Genomic DNA, 17,287 nt, shown 5'->3' with positions numbered 1-17,287 from the left:
TTATAATCGCTCATTATGCTCACTTTCTCACGACATTTGTCCCATATGGTTGACATGAAAAAAGAGGTTATGGTATATAAGAAGAAGTGTTAGCACTCATACAATATGAGTGCTAAAGGCAGGCATGAAAAACGAAACATGCTCATCATGCTAATCAAGTGAATCTGCAAAACAAACGAATGATGCAAACTCAATGCTGAGAGGAGAGCAATTCATGACCAAGAAGCAATTCAAAGCGGAATCCAAGCGGCTGCTGGAAATGATGATCAACTCGATCTACACCCAAAAGGAAATATTCCTGAGGGAGCTAATCTCCAACGCAAGCGATGCGATGGATAAAATCTACTACAAGGCATTATCCGACGACTCGCTCGTATTCAACAAGGAAGATTACTTCATTAAAGTTACCGCTGACAAGGACAGCCGGACTTTGACGATTACAGATACAGGTATCGGCATGACGAAAGAAGAGCTGGAGAACAATCTCGGCATTATTGCGAAAAGCGGCTCGCTGGCGTTCAAGCAAGAGAATGAAGCCAAGGATGGCCACAATATTATCGGTCAGTTCGGCGTAGGCTTCTACTCCGCCTTCATGGTTGCCGACGAAGTGACGGTAACAAGCAAGCCGCTGGGCAGCGACGAAGCCTATCAATGGCACTCCAAGGGAGCTGATGGCTACACAATTGAAGCTGCCGAGAAGGATACTGTCGGTACCGTGATCGTGTTGAAGATCAAGGAGAACACCGAAGATGAGCAGTACGATGAGTACCTGGAAGAGTATCGTCTAAGAGCGATTATCAAGAAGTATTCCGACTTCATTCGCTATCCGATCAAAATGGATGTAACGACGCAGCGTCCGAAGGGAGAAGGCGAAGAAGAAGAGCTCGAGGAAGTGAAGGAAGAACAGACGGTCAACAGCATGGTGCCGATCTGGCGCCGCAACAAAAACGAGCTGACGAAGCAAGACTACGATGCCTTCTATATGGACAAGCGTTACGGCTTCGACAAGCCGCTGAAGCATCTGCACATTAGCGCCGATGGCGCGGTGGTGTACAATGCGATCCTGTTCCTGCCGGAGAGTGCGCCGTTCGATTATTATACGAAGGAATACGAGAAGGGGCTTGAGCTGTATTCCAACGGCGTATTGATCATGAACAAATGCGCGGATCTTCTGCCGGATTACTTCAGCTTCGTGAAGGGGATGGTAGATTCCGAAGACCTGTCGCTTAACATCTCCCGCGAATTGCTGCAGCACGACCGCCAGCTGAAGCTGATCGCGAAGAACATCAAGAATAAAATCAAGAGCATGCTGCAGGGAATGCTGAAAGACGAGCGCGAGGAGTATGAGAAGCTCTACAGCGCATTCGGCCGCCAGCTGAAGTATGGCGTGTACAGCGACTACGGCATGAACAAAGGTGATCTCCAGGATCTTCTTCTGTTCTACTCTTCCAAAGAGAAGAAGCTGATCAGCCTGGACGAGTATGTAGCTGCTATGCCGGAAGATCAGAAGTATATCTACTATGCGGCAGGCGATTCTGTCGAGCGGCTGGAGAAGCTTCCGCAGACGGAAGTTGTAGCGGACAAAGGCTACGATATTCTGTTCTTCACGGACGATATCGACGAGTTCGCGATCAAGATGATCATGAACTACAAGGAGAAGGAATTCAAATCCGTGTCCAGTGGCGATCTCGGCATTGACTCCAGTGCTGATCAGGCTTCCGATGCGGAAGAGAACGACAACAAGGAACTGTTCGAAGCGATGGGCGAGCTGCTTACGGGCAAGGTGAAGAGCGTCAAAGCATCCAAGCGCCTGAAGAGTCACCCGGTATGCTTGTCCACAGAGGGCGATGTCTCTATCGAGATGGAGAAGATTCTGAAGGCGATGCCGGACAGCGGCAACGTTCAGGCGGATAAAGTGCTGGAGATCAACGTCAACCATGACGTGTTCCAATCGCTGAAGGCTGCCCATGGCTCCGACAAGGAGAAGTTCAATCTGTACACCGAGCTGCTGTACAACCAGGCTCTGCTTATCGAAGGACTTACTGTTCAAGATCCAGTCGAATTTACGAACAGCATTTGCAAAGTGATGGTATAACGGGACTGCCCAACTGCCGCCACACTGATGGTTTAACTGGATAACTGCAACTAAGCCAATAGTAAAAAGCCCGTCATGGACGATCGTCCGTGGCGGGTTTTTGCATGGCAGTGGAAAAAGTCCCTTTGGCCGTACTTTTGCCGCAAGGGACTTTATACGTTCATTGTGCGACTATATATGCCAGCCCTCCATGCATAGCTTATGAACTAGCCGCAGGTATTATTTATGCCCGTATACTTGTACGTCCACTACATCGACACCACAGTAGCGGCTATTACGTTTTGCTGTTGCTGTCGCTTTGATGTCCAGCGTTTGACCGGGAACACTGTACGTTTGCGTATAGGATTGCCCTGGCGCCAGCTTTACTTTATCCAATTTGGCCACGAAGCGGCCGTCTTGCGACACCAGGAGCGTGAACCAGACGCAAGTTGCGGATCTGCTGCGGTTTCTGGCGAATAAGCGAATGATTTCGTATTTGCTGATATCGATCCCCATGTTGTCCATGACGTTGTCGTCGTCCTGGTCTTGATCATGATGATGATGATGGTGTTGTCTAGTCAAAATTTTGCTTGTTCCCGGACGAAGCGCTACGCCTCTCGGCGGCGTGCTGAACAGCAATTTGTTTTTAGACATTGTCTCACCTTCTTTTCTCGTGATGTACTATATAGTTATGCGAAGGCTCTACCAACTGCTTGTACTCTTGTCTAGCACCATTCGCGGACATCCTGTAGGTAGAATGCTAGAATATCTTGTTGCGTAGGATGGTAGATTAGGGGAGGTAAGCAGATGGCAGTCAAATGATAGACAGGGAGAGATGTACATGCAGTGGCATGTAGAGGCATGTTAGTGGCTTGTAGTAGCTGTAAGTGGCTTGAAGAGGTATGGAGAGGCCTGTAGTGGCTTGTAGAGGTATGGAGAGGCATGTTAGTGGCTTGTAGTAGCTGTAAGTGGCTTGTAGTAGCTGTAAGTGGCTTGTAGTGGTATGTAGGACTTGTAGTGGCATGTAGAGGCATGTAGAGGGTGGGTGCCAAATGGATTTTGTGCAGTTATTTTATGCTGAACTTGCCCTCTTCACACCTTGCAAGTGGAAAATATACAGTTCATTTCGTCCCAATAGCTCAAACTCCCCGATAATCAGTCAATTAGTTGCATGAAATCCAGTTGATTGCGACAATTAGGTATAATTTGGAAAATTAAATGCATGAAATCCAGTTGGCGAGTTTATGTAGAGTGAACGTGAGGAGCGGTCGAGCGGCTGTGGCGAAGTAGAGTGAACGTGAGGAGTTGAGGGATGGAGGTATGGAGGAATGGAGAAGTAGAACGGTAGCATGTTAAGAAAAAAGTGGCGGTGTGGATAAGCGGAGTTGTAGCTTGAAGGCGCTAAGGGGATATATGGGATGAGAGAGGCGTCATGATGGCAGGGAAGAAAAGCGAAAGGGGCGGCAACTGGCATCAACAATACCATTGTGCCGCCCCGCTGCAGCTCGAGTTACATGTCCAACATGCCGCCCCGCTGCAAGCTCGAGCAGCAATGCCAAAGCGCGGCCCCTCAGCAAGCTTGAGCTACTACTGGGTTGTTATGATCTTGTCGATAATCCCGTACTCTAGCGCCTCCTCGGCGGACATGAAGAAGTCCCGATCCATATCCTTCTCGATGCGCTCCAGCGGCTGGCCCGTGCGCTCGGCGGTTATCCGGTTCAGCTTCTCCCGGTTGGCAAGAATCCGCTTCGCGGATATCGCAATATCGCTTGCCTGACCCTGCGCGCCTCCATGGGGCTGATGGATCATTATTTCACTGTTGGGAAGCGCGAAGCGCTTGCCCCGCTCGCCTGCAAGCAGCAGAATGGCGCCGAACGATGCCGCAAAGCCGGTGCAGATCGTATTGACATCCGGCTTAATATACTGCATCGTATCGAAGATCGCCAGCCCTGCCGTGACGGAGCCTCCGGGACTATTGATGTACATATGAATGTCCTTGTCGGGGTCTTCCGCAGTAAGGAAGAGCAACTGGGCAATGACGCTATTGGCGATCTGATCGTCAATCGGAGCGCTAACGAACACAATCCGGTCCTTCAGCAGCCGGGAGTAGATATCGTACGATCTCTCGCCTCGGTTCGTTTGTTCTACTACATAGGGGATATGGTTCATCTCGTTCCCTCCAACATGTTTTTTTTGATGTTGCATAAGGCAGACGAACGCGAGGCGTTGAAGGATACGGCTCAGAAGCATACAATATTATATGCAAGGAAGCGTATCTTCCGCAGAGCCTTAATCGTTTACGGAGTAAAAGCTACTGTTGCAAGTTAATGCCGCTGCGATTAGGAGGGATCATGTGACGCAACAGCTTGATGAGAAGAAGAGAGCAGGCAGGGCGGTCGGAATTGAGGATATGGACGATTTGCAAAAGTCGCTCTACCGCTACTGCCTGTCCATGACGGGATCGGAATGGGAAGCGCAGGACTTGTCTCAAGAGACGTGGCTGAAGGCGCTGGATGTGATGAGCAGACTAAAGCACACCAACCCCGAAGCATTACTCATTACGATCGCACGGAATAAATGGATAGACCATTGCAGGCGCTCGGCTGTCTTCAAGGGGAAGCTGGCCCGGCTGGCAAGCGTAAGTGACCAGAACAGCTATGTCTCCGATCACATCGGCAGCTTGGAGATGGAGAGGGCATTCCAGTCGCTGCTTCAGCATCTGACTCCGCAGCAGTGCAGCGTCTTCCTGCTCCGGGAGGTGCTGGGCTATTCAATAGAAGAGACGGCACAGTTGCTTGACAAGAGCGGCGGCGCTGTGAAGGCGGCATTGCACCGTGCGCGGGAGTCCTTGCACAAGGTGCGCGAGCGGTTGCGGGATGAAGAAGGATGGCCAATTGAGAACGAGGAGCGTCAACGGCTGCTAAGAGAGCTGGTCCAAGCTTATGAGCGCGGCGATACCTTCGCGCTGATCGGCTTGATCTATAGAAGCAGCAGCTCCGATTATACCGTCTCGGCGATCGGCAGCCGCATGCCGGCAACGATGTCGCTCAGCGGGGCGAATCCGCACATAAGCGGCGGCGGCACGCTCCAGATGTCGGCGTAACGTATATGTGCTGATTTCGAGACAAAATATGGAGCGCATGCTGATTCAAATCTGTTATGATAGGTAGAAATACAACAACAGCGAGAGTGAATCAGCGTGGAAGAAAGCTTACGAATGTTCCTGGCGTTGGGAGACGCCGTTATTATTACCGACGAGCAGCACCGAATTATAGCGGTGAATGCTTCATATGAACGCATAACGGGTTATGCCCAGCATGAGATCGCCGGCAAGAAGGCGGGCATTCTGCGCACCCCGTTCACCCCCAGACTGAGCTATGACCAGATGAAGGAAGCGATTCACGGCGGGAATGCCTGGTCGGGCGTGTTCACGAACCGGAAGAAGAATGGGCAGCTATGGCATTCCTCCATCACCATTACGCCGTTCGTCGTAGGGGACGCCACTTGCTTCGTCGGCGTGTTCCGCGAGCTGGAGCGTCTGGAGCGGGGCTTCTACCTCGACGAGGATCGGATTGAAGGCATTCAGGGCTCGTTGCTGCGCGTGCTTGCGGTCTCCTGCGAGATTCGCGATCCCGGCATTGAAGAGCATCTGCTCCGGGTTCAGAAGCTGACGGAGAAGCTTGTGATTCGGCATAACGAGCTCGCGGAGCTTGGCTTGAGCGATCGGAAGCAAGCCCAGATCGCGCACTCCAGCATTCTGCACGATATCGGGAAGTCCGCCGTGCCGGAGGGTATCCTCTACAAGCCGGGGCCGCTGGCGTCCTACGAGCGCAAGATTGTAGAGATGCACCCGCAGATCGGCGTGGATATTCTCGACAAGGTGAATGTGGAGCTGGACGATGAGCTGTTCGAGCATGAATTCGCCACAGCCAAGAATATCATCCTCCATCACCACGAGAGATGGGATGGCTCCGGCTATCCTTACGGCCTGTCCGGCAGCCGGATTCCGCTCGAGGCGAGGATCGTCAGTGTCGTGGACGTATTCGACGCCCTGACGTCGAAGCGTCCTTACAAGGAGAAGTGGAGCACAGATGCCGCGCTGCAATATTTGAAGGATCAGAGCGGCAGTCAGTTCGACCCTGCGATTGTGGAATCCTTCTTGTCCTTATACGAGGACGATACGCTGCTGGAGAGCGAGCTGCGGCATCAGTTGGCGGTTGCTTCCGCCTCACAATAGTCGGCATAGCCGTCCCGAGAGGGGCGGCTTCATTTCTATTGCGAGGAACTTATAGGACCGAAGTGAAATGGACATTCAAATAAAGCTGTATGCGCTTCCAATCGTTCGGTATAATAGGGGGAAATGGGAGAGAGGTGGTTAGGGATGAGTAACAAGCGAGCGATTAGATGGGGCATTATGGGACCGGGACGCATATCCCGGAAATTCGCATCGGATCTGAAGTTCGCAGAGGGAGCGGAGCTGACGGCCGTCGCGGGAAGAGCTCTGGACAAGGCGAAGGACTTCGCACAGGAATTCGACGTTCCGAAGGCATACGGAAGCTGCGAGGAGCTGGCGGCCGATCCCGATATCGATCTCGTCTACATAGGAACGTTACATCCTGCGCACAAGGATAACGCGATGACGTGTCTGCGCGGAGGCAAAGCCGTCTTGTGCGAGAAGCCGTTCACGGTCAACGCGGCGGAAGCGGAGGAAATGATCGCCTATGCGAGGAAGAACCGCTTGTTCCTGATGGAAGCGATGTGGACACGTTACCTGCCTCCTATCGTGCAGGTCCGGCAATGGCTGGAAGAAGGGAAGATCGGCGAGGTGCAGCTGCTGCAAGCGGCGTTCGGCTTCGACGGCGGATGGAATCCGGAGAGCAGGCTGCTGAAGCGGGAGCTGGGCGGCGGAGCGCTGCTGGATACCGGCATCTATGTCGTATCGCTCGCTTCCATGCTGGCAGGAGGGAAGCAGCCGGACCGCATATCCAGCAGCGGGCGGCTGGGTGAGTCGGGAGTGGATGAGCGCTTCTCGCTGCTATTCCACTATGACAGCGGGCTTACAGCGACATTGCACGGCGCCGTCAGGCTGTCGCTGAACAATGAAGCGTGGATATTCGGCACCGAAGGCAAGATTCATATCCCGTCCTTCCTTGCGGCCCGATCCGCAACGTTGTATGTCAAGGACGCGGAGCCCGTTACGTTCCAGGATGACCGGGAGTTTTTCGGCTATACGTATCAGGCGATGGAAGCAATGGACGCGCTGCGCGAAGGCCGGCTGGAGAGCGCCGTGATGCCGCTCGACGAGACGCTTATCATTATGAAGACGATGGATGCGATACGCGCCCAATGGGGATTGGCTTATCCCGGCGAATAATCCCCCTCTACTCCGTGAATCTTTTTTTATACTCGGCAGGAGTGAGTCCGTACTGCTCCTTGAATAGCCTGGAGAAGTGAATGCTGTTCTCGTAACCGACCTTATAGGCGATTTCGTAGCTCTTCAACGAGCTGTTAAGCAGCAAGTCGCGGGCGTGCTTCATCCGAATTTCCACCAGATGGTTCCATATCGTAACGCCGGTTTCCTGCTTGAACAGATTGGCGAGATACGTTTTGCTCATCGCTACGGCATCCGCTACTTCCTGCAAATTGATTTTCTCCGCATAGTGTTCTTGCAGATACAGCCTTGCTTGCTCTACGCTAGGATGAAGCGATTGCGACTTGAGCACCCGCATAGCCTCGAATAGCTGCTTGGCGCCGTACTCCAAGTAGCCGACTGCCACCAATCGGAAGATGAATCTTCTATGGGCGGCGGGAATTGGCTCGCTAACGATATCCGCGAGCGGAAGCCGCGAAAGCTCGAGCATGCTTTTCTCCTTGGTTATGCGTTCCAACAGCAGCTCGATCCATACGATTGCGATATCTCCGAGCAGGTAGTAGTCGCTGCCTGCCCATTGCTCGAACATCATCAATGTATCCGTGACTGTGATGTACATCTGCTCGACTTGGATCGTTCGAGCCATCTCAATCCACTGATCAAGCTGCTTCTCGTGATGCGGAAGCTTCTTGATCACGATGGACATAGCCGTGTGTCTCCGCTTCTCGCTCAGCTTGGAGACAGCGTTGTTGATCGCTTCCTGAAGCACGCTGCGGTCGATTGGCTTCAGGACGTAATCAATCGCATTCAATTGCAAGCTGGAACGCACATACGTAAATTCTTCGTAGCTGGATATGACGATCGAAGCCATCCAGGGGTAGTTCTCATTGATATGCCGCAGAAGCTCCAATCCATCCATATGGGGCATTCGCACATCCGTAATACAGATATCGGCGTGCCATTCGTCCAGCCATTGCAGGCATTTCACACCGTTCTCTGCCGTACCCGCTACGACGACAGCATCTAATTCATTGATCTTCTTCGTCAGGCTTGACCGGATAAGATGTTCATCGTCAACGATGATGGCGCTATATCGCATCGGTATTCCCCTCCTGTACTGCATAGGTTTTAGGCAATGTGATCGTAATATCCGCTCCGGCAACATGCTCCAGATTTCTGACGGTTATCCCCGCTAGCGGATCATGATGATAGTACATTTGCAATCGAAAGTGGATATTCAGCAATCCGATATTGTTGAACGAATGATGCAAGGGTGAGAGCGAGATTTGCTTGAGCTGCTCGTTCATCCAGGCCAGCTTGTCTGCCGAGAAGCCCTTTCCATTATCCCTAATCCGCATTTCGATGTAAGAACGACCGTCCGATTCCTTGTCCAGCACATCCATATGAATTTGCAGAGACTGATCCAGCTCCGGCTGGGCATGCTTCATGCAGTTTTCCACGACGGGCTGCAGAATGGCCTTCAAGCATAGACCTTGCAGTACATCGGAATCCACATGCAGCTCATATTCCAGTTGCTCACCCAATCGAAGCTTCATAATGTCCATGTAGTTGTTTAAATGCTCCAGCTCATGCTCGATAGGCACAACACTGCTTTTATACTCCGAGGTGTACCTCAGCATTTTGGCTAATCCGATCGTCGTTTGCTCGATTTGGCTGTGGCCTTCGAGCGAAGCCAACGAATTAATGAGCTCCAGCGTATTGTACAGAAAGTGGGAGTCGATCTGCGATTGCAGAGCCGACATGACGGCCTTCTGTCCGGCAATCTTGGAATCCGCCAGTTCATTGACGGTATTATTCAGATCCTCAAGCATCGCGTTGTATGCATTGCCTAATTCTGCGACCTCGTCCTTCCCGCCAATGTCAGTCATATTGATTTTGCCGCGAGAGGTTTCCTTAATCGTTTTGCGAAGCTTGGCAATGCGCTTCGTGAAGGAAGAAGATATCGCGACCGCACTTAATATGGACAGCAGCAGTCCTGCCGCAGCAATCATAATCATGAATTTGCGAATAAAATAAACACTGCTGGCAAACTCGTTGTAAGGAACGACGATAACGGTTTTCCAGTCGAAGTAATTAATGGAGCCGAACAGAATAATTTCATTCGTTTCCTTCCTGAAGAAGCTGCCGCTGGATTGGGTGCGTATCGTATCCAGGTAGGGTTCTGAAAGTTGACTGGCGATAACCGACTGGTCGGGGTGGGCAATGATTTTGCCATCGGAATTAATGATGAACCCGTAGCCGTTGTTCCCGATCTCCAGCTCGTTCACCAGTTGTAGAGCAGGATTCAGATTAATGTCGCTTTTCATATAGCCGGAATGGTCACCGTATCTGACCTTTCGCATTAAGGTGATGACCGGCAGCTCCATCGCTTTCCCTTCGAAGTAATAGTCGTTGGACCATCGCACGTCCGCGATATTCTCATAGGCCATGAACGATTCCAGTCCCGAATCAAGGAAGCTGTAATCCAGCTTGAAGCCATACTTCATGGAATAGTTAATCTCGTTGCCGTTCGAGTTATACAGCGTAACCGCAATGACTTCAGGATATTGATACATATACGGCGTAATATAATTGTCTCTAATTTTTTGGAAGAGGGTGAACGACCGGATCTTGTCGTCCTTCTGGACGGATAGCCAGCTTTCAATTTCCGGGGAGAAGGACATCAGCATGAAGCCTTCCGAATAATAGTTGAAGTACCTTTCCAGGTTGAGATTCGCCTGCTTCAATACTTGATTGCTCAGGTGTTCAACATCATTTTTAATAATCGCCGATGTTTTCGAGTATACAATCAGTCCGGTGAACACGACTATGAACAGCATTAAAGCGGAAATGACAAGTATCAGCTTCCATTTCATTTTGCTTCGAATCAGCTTGAAGAGTTTGCTCATGCCCCGTCTCCTGTATGTCCGAATGATGTTATGTTAAGATGATACCGCGTTTGGAAGCATTCATCAAAATAGCTCAAAAAGAAGGACATGACCGTCCTTCTTTTTGTCTGCTTCGTCGACCTTATTGTTTGTTCTCGTTCACCCAAGTCGTCATTTCGTCAATCAGCTCTTGACCGCCCTGCGCGCGCCAGTTCTTGACGAACTCGTCCCACACTTCGTCTACATCCGCTCCTTCGACGATAATACGTGCCGCCGGTTCATGGAATTCATAATACAGGTTGAACAGATTTTGACCAACGGCAGGCATCCCCATCGTCAAGCTCTCGATACCTTCTTCGTTTGAAATGGCAATTGCATTTTGCATCTTCTCGAATTGTACGCCGGAGTACTTCGCAGCGAAAGCTTTTTCATTATGAGCGTGCATTTTAAATACTTGCCGCCATTCGGTCTTCGCTTCGGCTTCGGAGGTTTCCCTATAGAAGTACTTGCCGTCTTCTTCTGCATAGTTCACACCTTGCACGCCGATCTCGGAGAAGATCTGGCCGTCTTCGCTGAACAGCCAGTCGAAGAACTTGACGACAGCAGCCGGATCTTTCGCGGATTTCATGACCAGATAGGACTTGTTCACTTTAAAGTTCACAGAGCCGACAGGACCGTCGTAGCCTGTACCGCGTGGAGTCGGCATCGTAACGACGTCAACGTTAACGCCGGGCAGAGCTTCAGAGACCTGCTTCTGGAAGTTGAACGCGTTGGATGGCGTGCTTCCCCAAGTGCCGGCTACGCCGGAAGTCACTTTCTGCTGCGTTATTGCGCTGGAGTTCAGCAAGAATTCGGAATCCAGCAGTCCCTCTTTATACATCGTTTGCATAAAGGCCAGGCCTTGCTTCATGTTCGGATGAATGAATCCGGGAACGACTTCACCGTCAAGCTCGATGCCTTCATAAGGGGAAATCCCCCACATCCCCCAGATCATGTCGCCCGTCCAGGAGAACTTCTCGCGCATCGTGAACGGAATTTCATCTTTCTCGCCGTTTTGGTTAGGATCGCCGTCGCGGAATGCGCGGAGCATGTCAAGCAATTCGTCGGAGGTTGTCGGGAACTCCGCAATGCCGACCGCATCCATCCAGTCCTTGCGGACATAGAATAAGCGGGATGAAGGCGTGTTGCTGGGCTCCGGAATCGCCATAATCTGCCCGTTGATGGTCACGGCATCCCATGCGTATTGCGGAATGACTTCTTTCAGATTCGTACCGTATTGATCGATCAGATCGTTCAACGGCAGTATAAGATCGTTGTCCAAAGCGCCATCGCCCTGGGTCAATCCGAAGCCCATGTATACATCCGGGAATTCGGATGCGGCGAATTTCAACTTCAGTTGATCGACGTAGTTCGCATTGGCCAGGAAAGTGATGTTCGGAGTAATACCGGATTTCTCCGCCATGTAAGCAATAGTGGGATCTTCCAGCAGATTGCCGCTAGGCACCGCTTTCGCCAGGTCAGGCACATAGATGGAGAAAGCTTGCTTCTCCGCCGATTGATCCGAACCGCCTCCATTCCCGGTTGATGCGTTGCTTGTTGGCGCAGGAGTGTTGCCGCCGTTCGTGCCGGAGCATCCCGCAGCTGTCATCATGGCAGCTATTACAAGCATGCCGACCCACTTTTTCTGTGTTTTCATAATGCTGTTCCTCCCTGTATGAATAATATATGTCAAGCGAATTGACAACAATGTGAGAGCTACTCCTTCAGAGAGCCGATCATGGCTCCTTTAATAAAGTGCTTCTGAATGAAGGGGTAAATGATGACGATCGGAAGTGTCGCTACGATAATCGTTGCCATCTGCAACCCCTGCGGCGAGATGTCATAGGTAACGGTATTGCTCATGTAGGTTAAGGTATCGCTTGTGTCGAATTGCGCCAGCAAGTTGTACAGGTACAACTGGAGGGGACGCAGGTCGGGATCGGTAATATAGAGCAAGGCCGAATAATAATTGTTCCAGTGCGCTACCGAGTAGAACAAGGCAAGAGTGACGATAATGGGCATCGACAGCGGCATGGCGATTTGCGCTACGACGCGATATTCATTCATGCCGTCCACTCGTGCCGCTTCGAAGAGCTCCTCGGGCAAGCCGCGGAAGAATGTAATGCACAAGATGAGATTGAAGGCGGCAAGCGCACTCGGGATGATCAAAGCCCAGACGGAATTCATCATGCCCAGCATTTTCACAAGCAGGTAGGACGGGATCATCGGCGCCGTGAATATCATCGTGAATACGATGAACAGCATGACATATTTGCGTCCTCTCAAAAAGCTCTTGGACAGCGGGTATCCGGTGAAAATGGTCAGCAGCATATTCAGCGCCGTGCCGACAAGGACAACAAAGGCGGTAATGCCGAAGGATTGCCAGAACGTTTGATTTTTAAAAACCAGAATATAGTTGTCAAAGTTGAATCCGACAGGCCAAATGGTCACTTTGGCGTGAATAAGCGCGTTGGTCTCGCTTAAGGAGCCTGCGACGACGTGCATGAGCGGGAGCAAGACGACGCCGCAGGTGACCAGAAGCAAAGCGACATTGAACACGTCGAACATGCGCTCTCCGAATGATTGTTTTATTCGCATATTGTCGCCCTCCTAATATAGTCCTTCGCCGGTTGCAGCCTTGCTGGCCCGGTTGGCGACGACGAGCAGCAATAGGCCTACCACGGATTTGAACAGTCCGATAGCCGTCGTCAGGCTGTACTTGCCGCCCAGAATGCCGATCCGGTAAGCGTAAGTATCCAGTACGTCGCCTGTGCTCAAGGTCATGGGGTTCAAGAATAAGTAAATTTGCTCGAAGCCCAGATCCAGGATATGCCCGATCTTAAGGAGCAGCAGAATCATAATGGCGGGCAGCATGCCTGGCAAAGTAATGTGCAGGAACTGCTTGAACCGGCTGGCGCCGTCGATCTTGGCCGCTTCGTACAAGGACGGACTGATGCCGGCAATAGCGGCCAGGAAGACGATCGCGCTCCAGCCCATCTCCTTCCAGATGCCGCTTGAGATAATAATCGTACGGAAGTATTCGGCCTTCTGCAGGAAGTTGACCGTCGTTCCGCCAAGGGCCTCAATCGCTTGGTTGACGAAGCCTGTCTGAACGGACAATAGTGTGTAGACGAATCCGAATACGATCGTCCACGACAGGAAGTGGGGCAAGTATACGACGGTTTGCACGACTCGTTTGAAGCCCTGCATTCTCAGCTCGTTAAGCAGGATGGCCAGAATGATCGGCGCCGGGAATGTGAAAATAATTTGATAGAAGCTGATAATCAAGGTGTTCTTCAACAGCCGATTCAGGTTAGGGTATGAAAAAAACTGCTCGAACCATTTGAAGCCAACCCATTCGCTGCCCATAAAGCCTTTGAAAATGTTGTAGTCCTGGAATGCGATCATGCTTCCGGCAAGCGGAAAGTACTTGAAAACCAGAAAGTAAAGCATGCCTGGAATAAGCATGATATACAAGGCGCGATGTCTGACTACAAATTTCAGCAGAGTGGAAAATTCCGTTTGAATTGTGCTTTTTGCTTTTGTCTGAACGGCATGTTGTGCGCGCATTCGTAAAACCTCCTCTGTTGCATTTATTGTAAGCGTTATACAGAGTTGCGAACAATGAGGCGATATTGCTATTCACTATATCAATATTATGCTGATGCTACGATTGAGTTAGATGAATGATTTGTAAAAAAATGATTTAATGGTTTAAAATGGTGTATGATGTCGCGTATGTGAGCGTGCGGAAAGTACCCGTCAATGGCTGGACATTGCGGGCATTCCTCGCCTATGTGCCTGTCTTGTCGCTATGGAAGACGCTTGCGCATAAAAAGCTCGGAACCGATGTTGTAGTAGATATGGTCATCCGGTCCAAGTGTCATAAGAGGTATAGCATCGTCCACCAATATGCTGTGCGCAAGCGTCTCCGGGTCTATGACCATAATCTTCTTCGCCAAACCCGCGAACAGCAGGCCGTCCGAGCTCCATCTCAAGAAGTAAGGGCGCAAGTGGGAGTACTTGTATTCGCTCGGTACGATCAGCTTGCTCTTGGTTACAGTGAGAGTGTCGGGGCACATGGCGAAGAGGGTGCCGTCAACGGCTCCCCACAGCAGTCCGTCCGGGCCAAAGCGAAGCTCGCCGATCATGCGCGGAGGCATGTCAATTCCCGGAATATCCGGGGTAAAGCTGTATAGCAGCTTTCTCTGCTCCACATCCCACACGAACAGCTTGGCTTCGGTCTCAACGGCCTCAATACCCAGTCCTCCCCAGTTGGTCGTTCCGCCGTAGATAAGGCCGTCGCGGTAAGCGAGTCCGATAATGCTCTGGTTGGGAACCAGGTCGGGGTAAGTCTCATGCGCTCCCGTTGTCGTGTCATACATAGACATTGCTCCGGTGAGAAGCCCATAGTCGGCGATAGTTCCAAAGAATACTTTATTCCCGGCTTCCGCGATGGCGAAAGGACGATCCTGATGGTGCCCGACCTGGAACAGGAAGGAAGGCCGTGTGTCCATCCGGGGACGATAGGCGTAAATATTGGCTTTTGTGTACGTGCCCAAATAGACCGTTCCCTTGGAAAAACCGATGCCTTCGATCTGCGGGAAAGTCGTCAGGTTCATGTCCACTTCGCGGGTTGCGATATTATAGACCGCAAGCCCGCGATGATAGCCGCCGATGTACAACCGTTCCTCCCGATCCCATTCCAGCGATTGGATGGAGACTGGCCTTGCGGGAACGTCCACTTCGAGGGCTTCTCCAATGCCGCTTGCCGGGTTATATATAATGACATCCATATTGGTGGTTGCAATGGCCAGCGCATGCTGTCCGTCGCCGTTCTTGATCCATGCCATGTCCTTCACAAGCATTCCTCCTGTCGACAAGGGCAGGTCTGCACGCTTGGCGGATCGCCGGGACGGCACATGATAGGAGTACAACTGTGCATCATGCACATAGTATTGCTCTCCGTCCTCGGGAGAAGGCTCGCTAATGTAGCTGCCGGCTGCGAATGAGTCCACGATGGCTTCCTTCTTGTAATCGTAGACGAGGCAGTTGTAGCCACCGGCGAATAAATAGATCGTATGCTGAAGCGGGGAGGGGAAGATGCGGGAAATAAACCCTTTCGACCCCGTATAGCCTTCTACATGGAGCTCCTTCTTCTGCTTCGTCCTTCGATCGTATTGGATGAGATGCAATTCGCTTCCGATACCGGCGAACAAGTAGTCGCCGAGAGCCAGCATGCCTCTTGCATAGTGCTGTTCCTCGTGCATTCTTCCCAGATCGAGAAATTGACTGGACTCTGGATCATACTCGAATAATTGAGCCTGCGGATAGGTCGCTCCGTACACCTTGCGATCGGATGACACGCCCATATCCCATACGAAAGCTCCCGAAGGGAATGACCCGACTTGCTCGACCTTGCGCTCTTCTATTGCATAACGGTACAGTATGCCGTCGTCCGTCGCGCAGAAGTAGACATCATTGCCCAGGAGCGTCATGCCCCATACGGCATGCGATTCCGGTATGGCATACTCATGCACGACACGGCCGGAAGGCAGCTCGACGGCATAGAAGATGGCCGGATGTCCGTTGGATACGATATACAGCTCAGTTGTTTCGTCCTCTCGTTGCAGGAAGGCGGCTGCTTGCCCGATACGGACGGCGACAGGCTCTCCCAGAGACTCTGGAGGCCCGATTCGGATAGTGTTCACGCGATTGTTCATGGTATGTCCTCCACAAGCTCAGCACGTCCATTCATTGGATGCTGCGGTATTTTAGTTGCGTTAGGCCTAATTGTAGTGACTCTAATATGAACATACAATGACATGAAGTTTGGATTTGTATCGCAATATTATGGAGTTTGTATTGTGTTCAAGCTCTTCGCTATTGTTGCAGGGGATAGGGGAGGCGATGAGAGTAATCGTTACTACTTAGGTCCATTCGGTACGAAGCATGCTTGGCGGGGCTATGTGAGCAAAATGAGCGATAGCACACACTATTCTCTATTTTTCCGATTCTATGTGACCATATTGAGCGATAGCTCCTACTTTTCGGCGGTACAAGGTACGCTTGACGGGGCTATGTGAGCAAAATGAGCGATAGCACACACTATTCTCTATTTTTTCGATTCTATGTGACCATATTGAGCGATAGCTCCTACTTTTCGGCGGTACAAGGTACGCTTGACGGGGCTATGTGAGCAAAATGAGCGATAGCACACACTATTCTCTATTTTTCCGATTCTATGTGATCATTTTGAGCGATAGCTCCTACTTTTCGGCGGTACAAGGCACGCTTGACGGGGCTATGTGAGCAAAATGAGCGATAGCGCAGACTTTTCTCTTTGAGCGATTAGCCCCTACTTGCTTAGTAGCTAAGTAGTAACGAGAAATCAGACTATCCTTCACAGAAGGCGTGGAGCTTGTACATTCGCAGCGGGTGAATTTCCTGGGAAATCAAGATAGGTGAAAGGACGCGGATATGTCCCTGAATGAGCTTCATGAGCGGAGGCGTGGTGTGGAAGAGCTGCTACTGGAGGAAACGGGCAATAAAGCGGACAAGTACAAGGAATTTCTGGAGGAGTAGTAGTCTGGCGGAGTGTATGTGGCCAACACTGGAGCGTCGAAAAGGTAAGTTTGAGTCGAATTAGTGTATGTGGCCAACGCTGGAGCGTCGAAAAGTGAGTTTGAGTCGAATTAGTGTATGTGGCCTACACTGGAGCGTCGAAAAGATGAGTTTGAGTCGAATTAGTGTATGTGGCCTACACTGGAGCGTCGAAAAGATGAGTTTGAGTCGAATTAGTGTATGTGGCCAACACTAGAGCGTCGAAAAGGTAAGTTTGAGTCGAATTAGTGTATGTGGCCAACACTGGAGCGTCGAAAAGGTGGGTTTAAGTCGAATTAGTGTATGTGGCCT

12 protein-coding genes are annotated in these 17,287 nt (G+C 51.1%); 4 read left to right on the top strand and 8 right to left on the bottom strand.

Translation table 11 applies throughout. The annotated features are described in order from the left end of the window. Positions 1–214 precede the first annotated feature (214 nt). Positions 215–2,095 carry a molecular chaperone HtpG gene (htpG, locus tag M6D81_RS30730; protein WP_262681385.1) on the top strand — a complete coding sequence of 627 codons (1,881 nt, stop codon included), beginning with the start codon at positions 215–217 and terminating at the stop codon, positions 2,093–2,095. Between the two features lie 219 nt (positions 2,096–2,314). On the opposite strand, the gene M6D81_RS30725 is transcribed toward htpG, so the two are convergent. Both M6D81_RS30725 and clpP read right to left on the bottom strand, forming a co-directional pair. Beyond that, positions 2,315–2,728, bottom strand: a complete 414-nt coding sequence (locus M6D81_RS30725; protein ID WP_262681384.1) for a hypothetical protein — start codon at positions 2,726–2,728, stop codon at positions 2,315–2,317. A gap of 933 nt (positions 2,729–3,661) precedes the next feature. Further along, positions 3,662–4,243 carry an ATP-dependent Clp endopeptidase proteolytic subunit ClpP gene (gene clpP / locus M6D81_RS30720; RefSeq protein ID WP_262681382.1) on the bottom strand — a complete coding sequence of 194 codons (582 nt, stop codon included), beginning with the start codon at positions 4,241–4,243 and terminating at the stop codon, positions 3,662–3,664. A 184-nt stretch (positions 4,244–4,427) separates the two neighbouring features. On the opposite strand from clpP, the gene M6D81_RS30715 reads away from it, so the two are divergent. The 3 genes from M6D81_RS30715 (at position 4,428) to M6D81_RS30705 (ending at position 7,448) form a co-directional block, all read left to right on the top strand. Next, positions 4,428–5,177: an RNA polymerase sigma factor gene (locus M6D81_RS30715; protein WP_262681380.1), complete on the top strand. Its 750-nt coding sequence runs from the start codon at positions 4,428–4,430 to the stop codon at positions 5,175–5,177. A gap of 96 nt (positions 5,178–5,273) precedes the next feature. Next, the gene (locus tag M6D81_RS30710; protein ID WP_262681378.1) at positions 5,274–6,311 is read left to right on the top strand and encodes an HD domain-containing phosphohydrolase; all 1,038 of its coding nucleotides are present in this window, start codon (positions 5,274–5,276) and stop codon (positions 6,309–6,311) included. 144 nt (positions 6,312–6,455) lie between these two features. Beyond that, positions 6,456–7,448, top strand: a complete 993-nt coding sequence (locus M6D81_RS30705; RefSeq protein ID WP_262681377.1) for a Gfo/Idh/MocA family protein — start codon at positions 6,456–6,458, stop codon at positions 7,446–7,448. A 7-nt stretch (positions 7,449–7,455) separates the two neighbouring features. Here M6D81_RS30705 and M6D81_RS30700 read toward each other — a convergent pair whose 3' ends face one another. The 6 genes from M6D81_RS30700 to M6D81_RS30675 all read right to left on the bottom strand — a co-directional run bounded on the left by M6D81_RS30700 (position 7,456) and on the right by M6D81_RS30675 (position 16,095). Next, positions 7,456–8,544 carry a response regulator gene (locus tag M6D81_RS30700; protein ID WP_262681376.1) on the bottom strand — a complete coding sequence of 363 codons (1,089 nt, stop codon included), beginning with the start codon at positions 8,542–8,544 and terminating at the stop codon, positions 7,456–7,458. Then, positions 8,534–10,354, bottom strand: a complete 1,821-nt coding sequence (locus tag M6D81_RS30695) for a sensor histidine kinase (protein WP_262681375.1) — start codon at positions 10,352–10,354, stop codon at positions 8,534–8,536. The genes M6D81_RS30700 and M6D81_RS30695 overlap by 11 nt, the downstream gene beginning before the upstream one ends. 121 nt (positions 10,355–10,475) lie before the next feature. Next, positions 10,476–12,029 (bottom strand): extracellular solute-binding protein, encoded by a 1,554-nt coding sequence (locus M6D81_RS30690; protein WP_262681373.1) that lies wholly within the window; start codon positions 12,027–12,029, stop codon positions 10,476–10,478. Positions 12,030–12,088: 59 nt separating this feature from the next. Next, positions 12,089–12,970 carry a carbohydrate ABC transporter permease gene (locus tag M6D81_RS30685; protein WP_262681372.1) on the bottom strand — a complete coding sequence of 294 codons (882 nt, stop codon included), beginning with the start codon at positions 12,968–12,970 and terminating at the stop codon, positions 12,089–12,091. Positions 12,971–12,982: 12 nt separating this feature from the next. Continuing rightward, positions 12,983–13,942: an ABC transporter permease gene (locus M6D81_RS30680; protein WP_262681370.1), complete on the bottom strand. Its 960-nt coding sequence runs from the start codon at positions 13,940–13,942 to the stop codon at positions 12,983–12,985. A gap of 242 nt (positions 13,943–14,184) precedes the next feature. Then, positions 14,185–16,095 (bottom strand): ligand-binding sensor domain-containing protein, encoded by a 1,911-nt coding sequence (locus M6D81_RS30675; protein WP_262681369.1) that lies wholly within the window; start codon positions 16,093–16,095, stop codon positions 14,185–14,187. Positions 16,096–17,287 lie beyond the last annotated feature (1,192 nt).

The organism is Paenibacillus sp. J5C2022, from assembly GCF_025567625.1.
GTDB lineage: Bacteria > Bacillota > Bacilli > Paenibacillales > Paenibacillaceae > Pristimantibacillus.
This window is presented reverse-complemented; position numbering and strand designations above follow the sequence as displayed.

Bases quoted from the DNA above. Each gene is read 5' to 3' on its own strand.
- M6D81_RS30695 (WP_262681375.1), bottom strand. From the start codon at position 10,354: ATGAGCAAACTCTTCAAGCTGATTCGAAGCAAAATGAAATGGAAGCTG.
- M6D81_RS30685 (WP_262681372.1), bottom strand. From the start codon at position 12,970: ATGCGAATAAAACAATCATTCGGAGAGCGCATGTTCGACGTGTTCAAT.
- M6D81_RS30680 (WP_262681370.1), bottom strand. From the start codon at position 13,942: ATGCGCGCACAACATGCCGTTCAGACAAAAGCAAAAAGCACAATTCAA.
- M6D81_RS30700 (WP_262681376.1), bottom strand. From the start codon at position 8,544: ATGCGATATAGCGCCATCATCGTTGACGATGAACATCTTATCCGGTCA.
- M6D81_RS30705 (WP_262681377.1), top strand. From the start codon at position 6,456: ATGAGTAACAAGCGAGCGATTAGATGGGGCATTATGGGACCGGGACGC.
- M6D81_RS30675 (WP_262681369.1), bottom strand. From the start codon at position 16,095: ATGAACAATCGCGTGAACACTATCCGAATCGGGCCTCCAGAGTCTCTG.
- htpG (WP_262681385.1), top strand. From the start codon at position 215: ATGACCAAGAAGCAATTCAAAGCGGAATCCAAGCGGCTGCTGGAAATG.
- M6D81_RS30725 (WP_262681384.1), bottom strand. From the start codon at position 2,728: ATGTCTAAAAACAAATTGCTGTTCAGCACGCCGCCGAGAGGCGTAGCG.
- M6D81_RS30690 (WP_262681373.1), bottom strand. From the start codon at position 12,029: ATGAAAACACAGAAAAAGTGGGTCGGCATGCTTGTAATAGCTGCCATG.
- clpP (WP_262681382.1), bottom strand. From the start codon at position 4,243: ATGAACCATATCCCCTATGTAGTAGAACAAACGAACCGAGGCGAGAGA.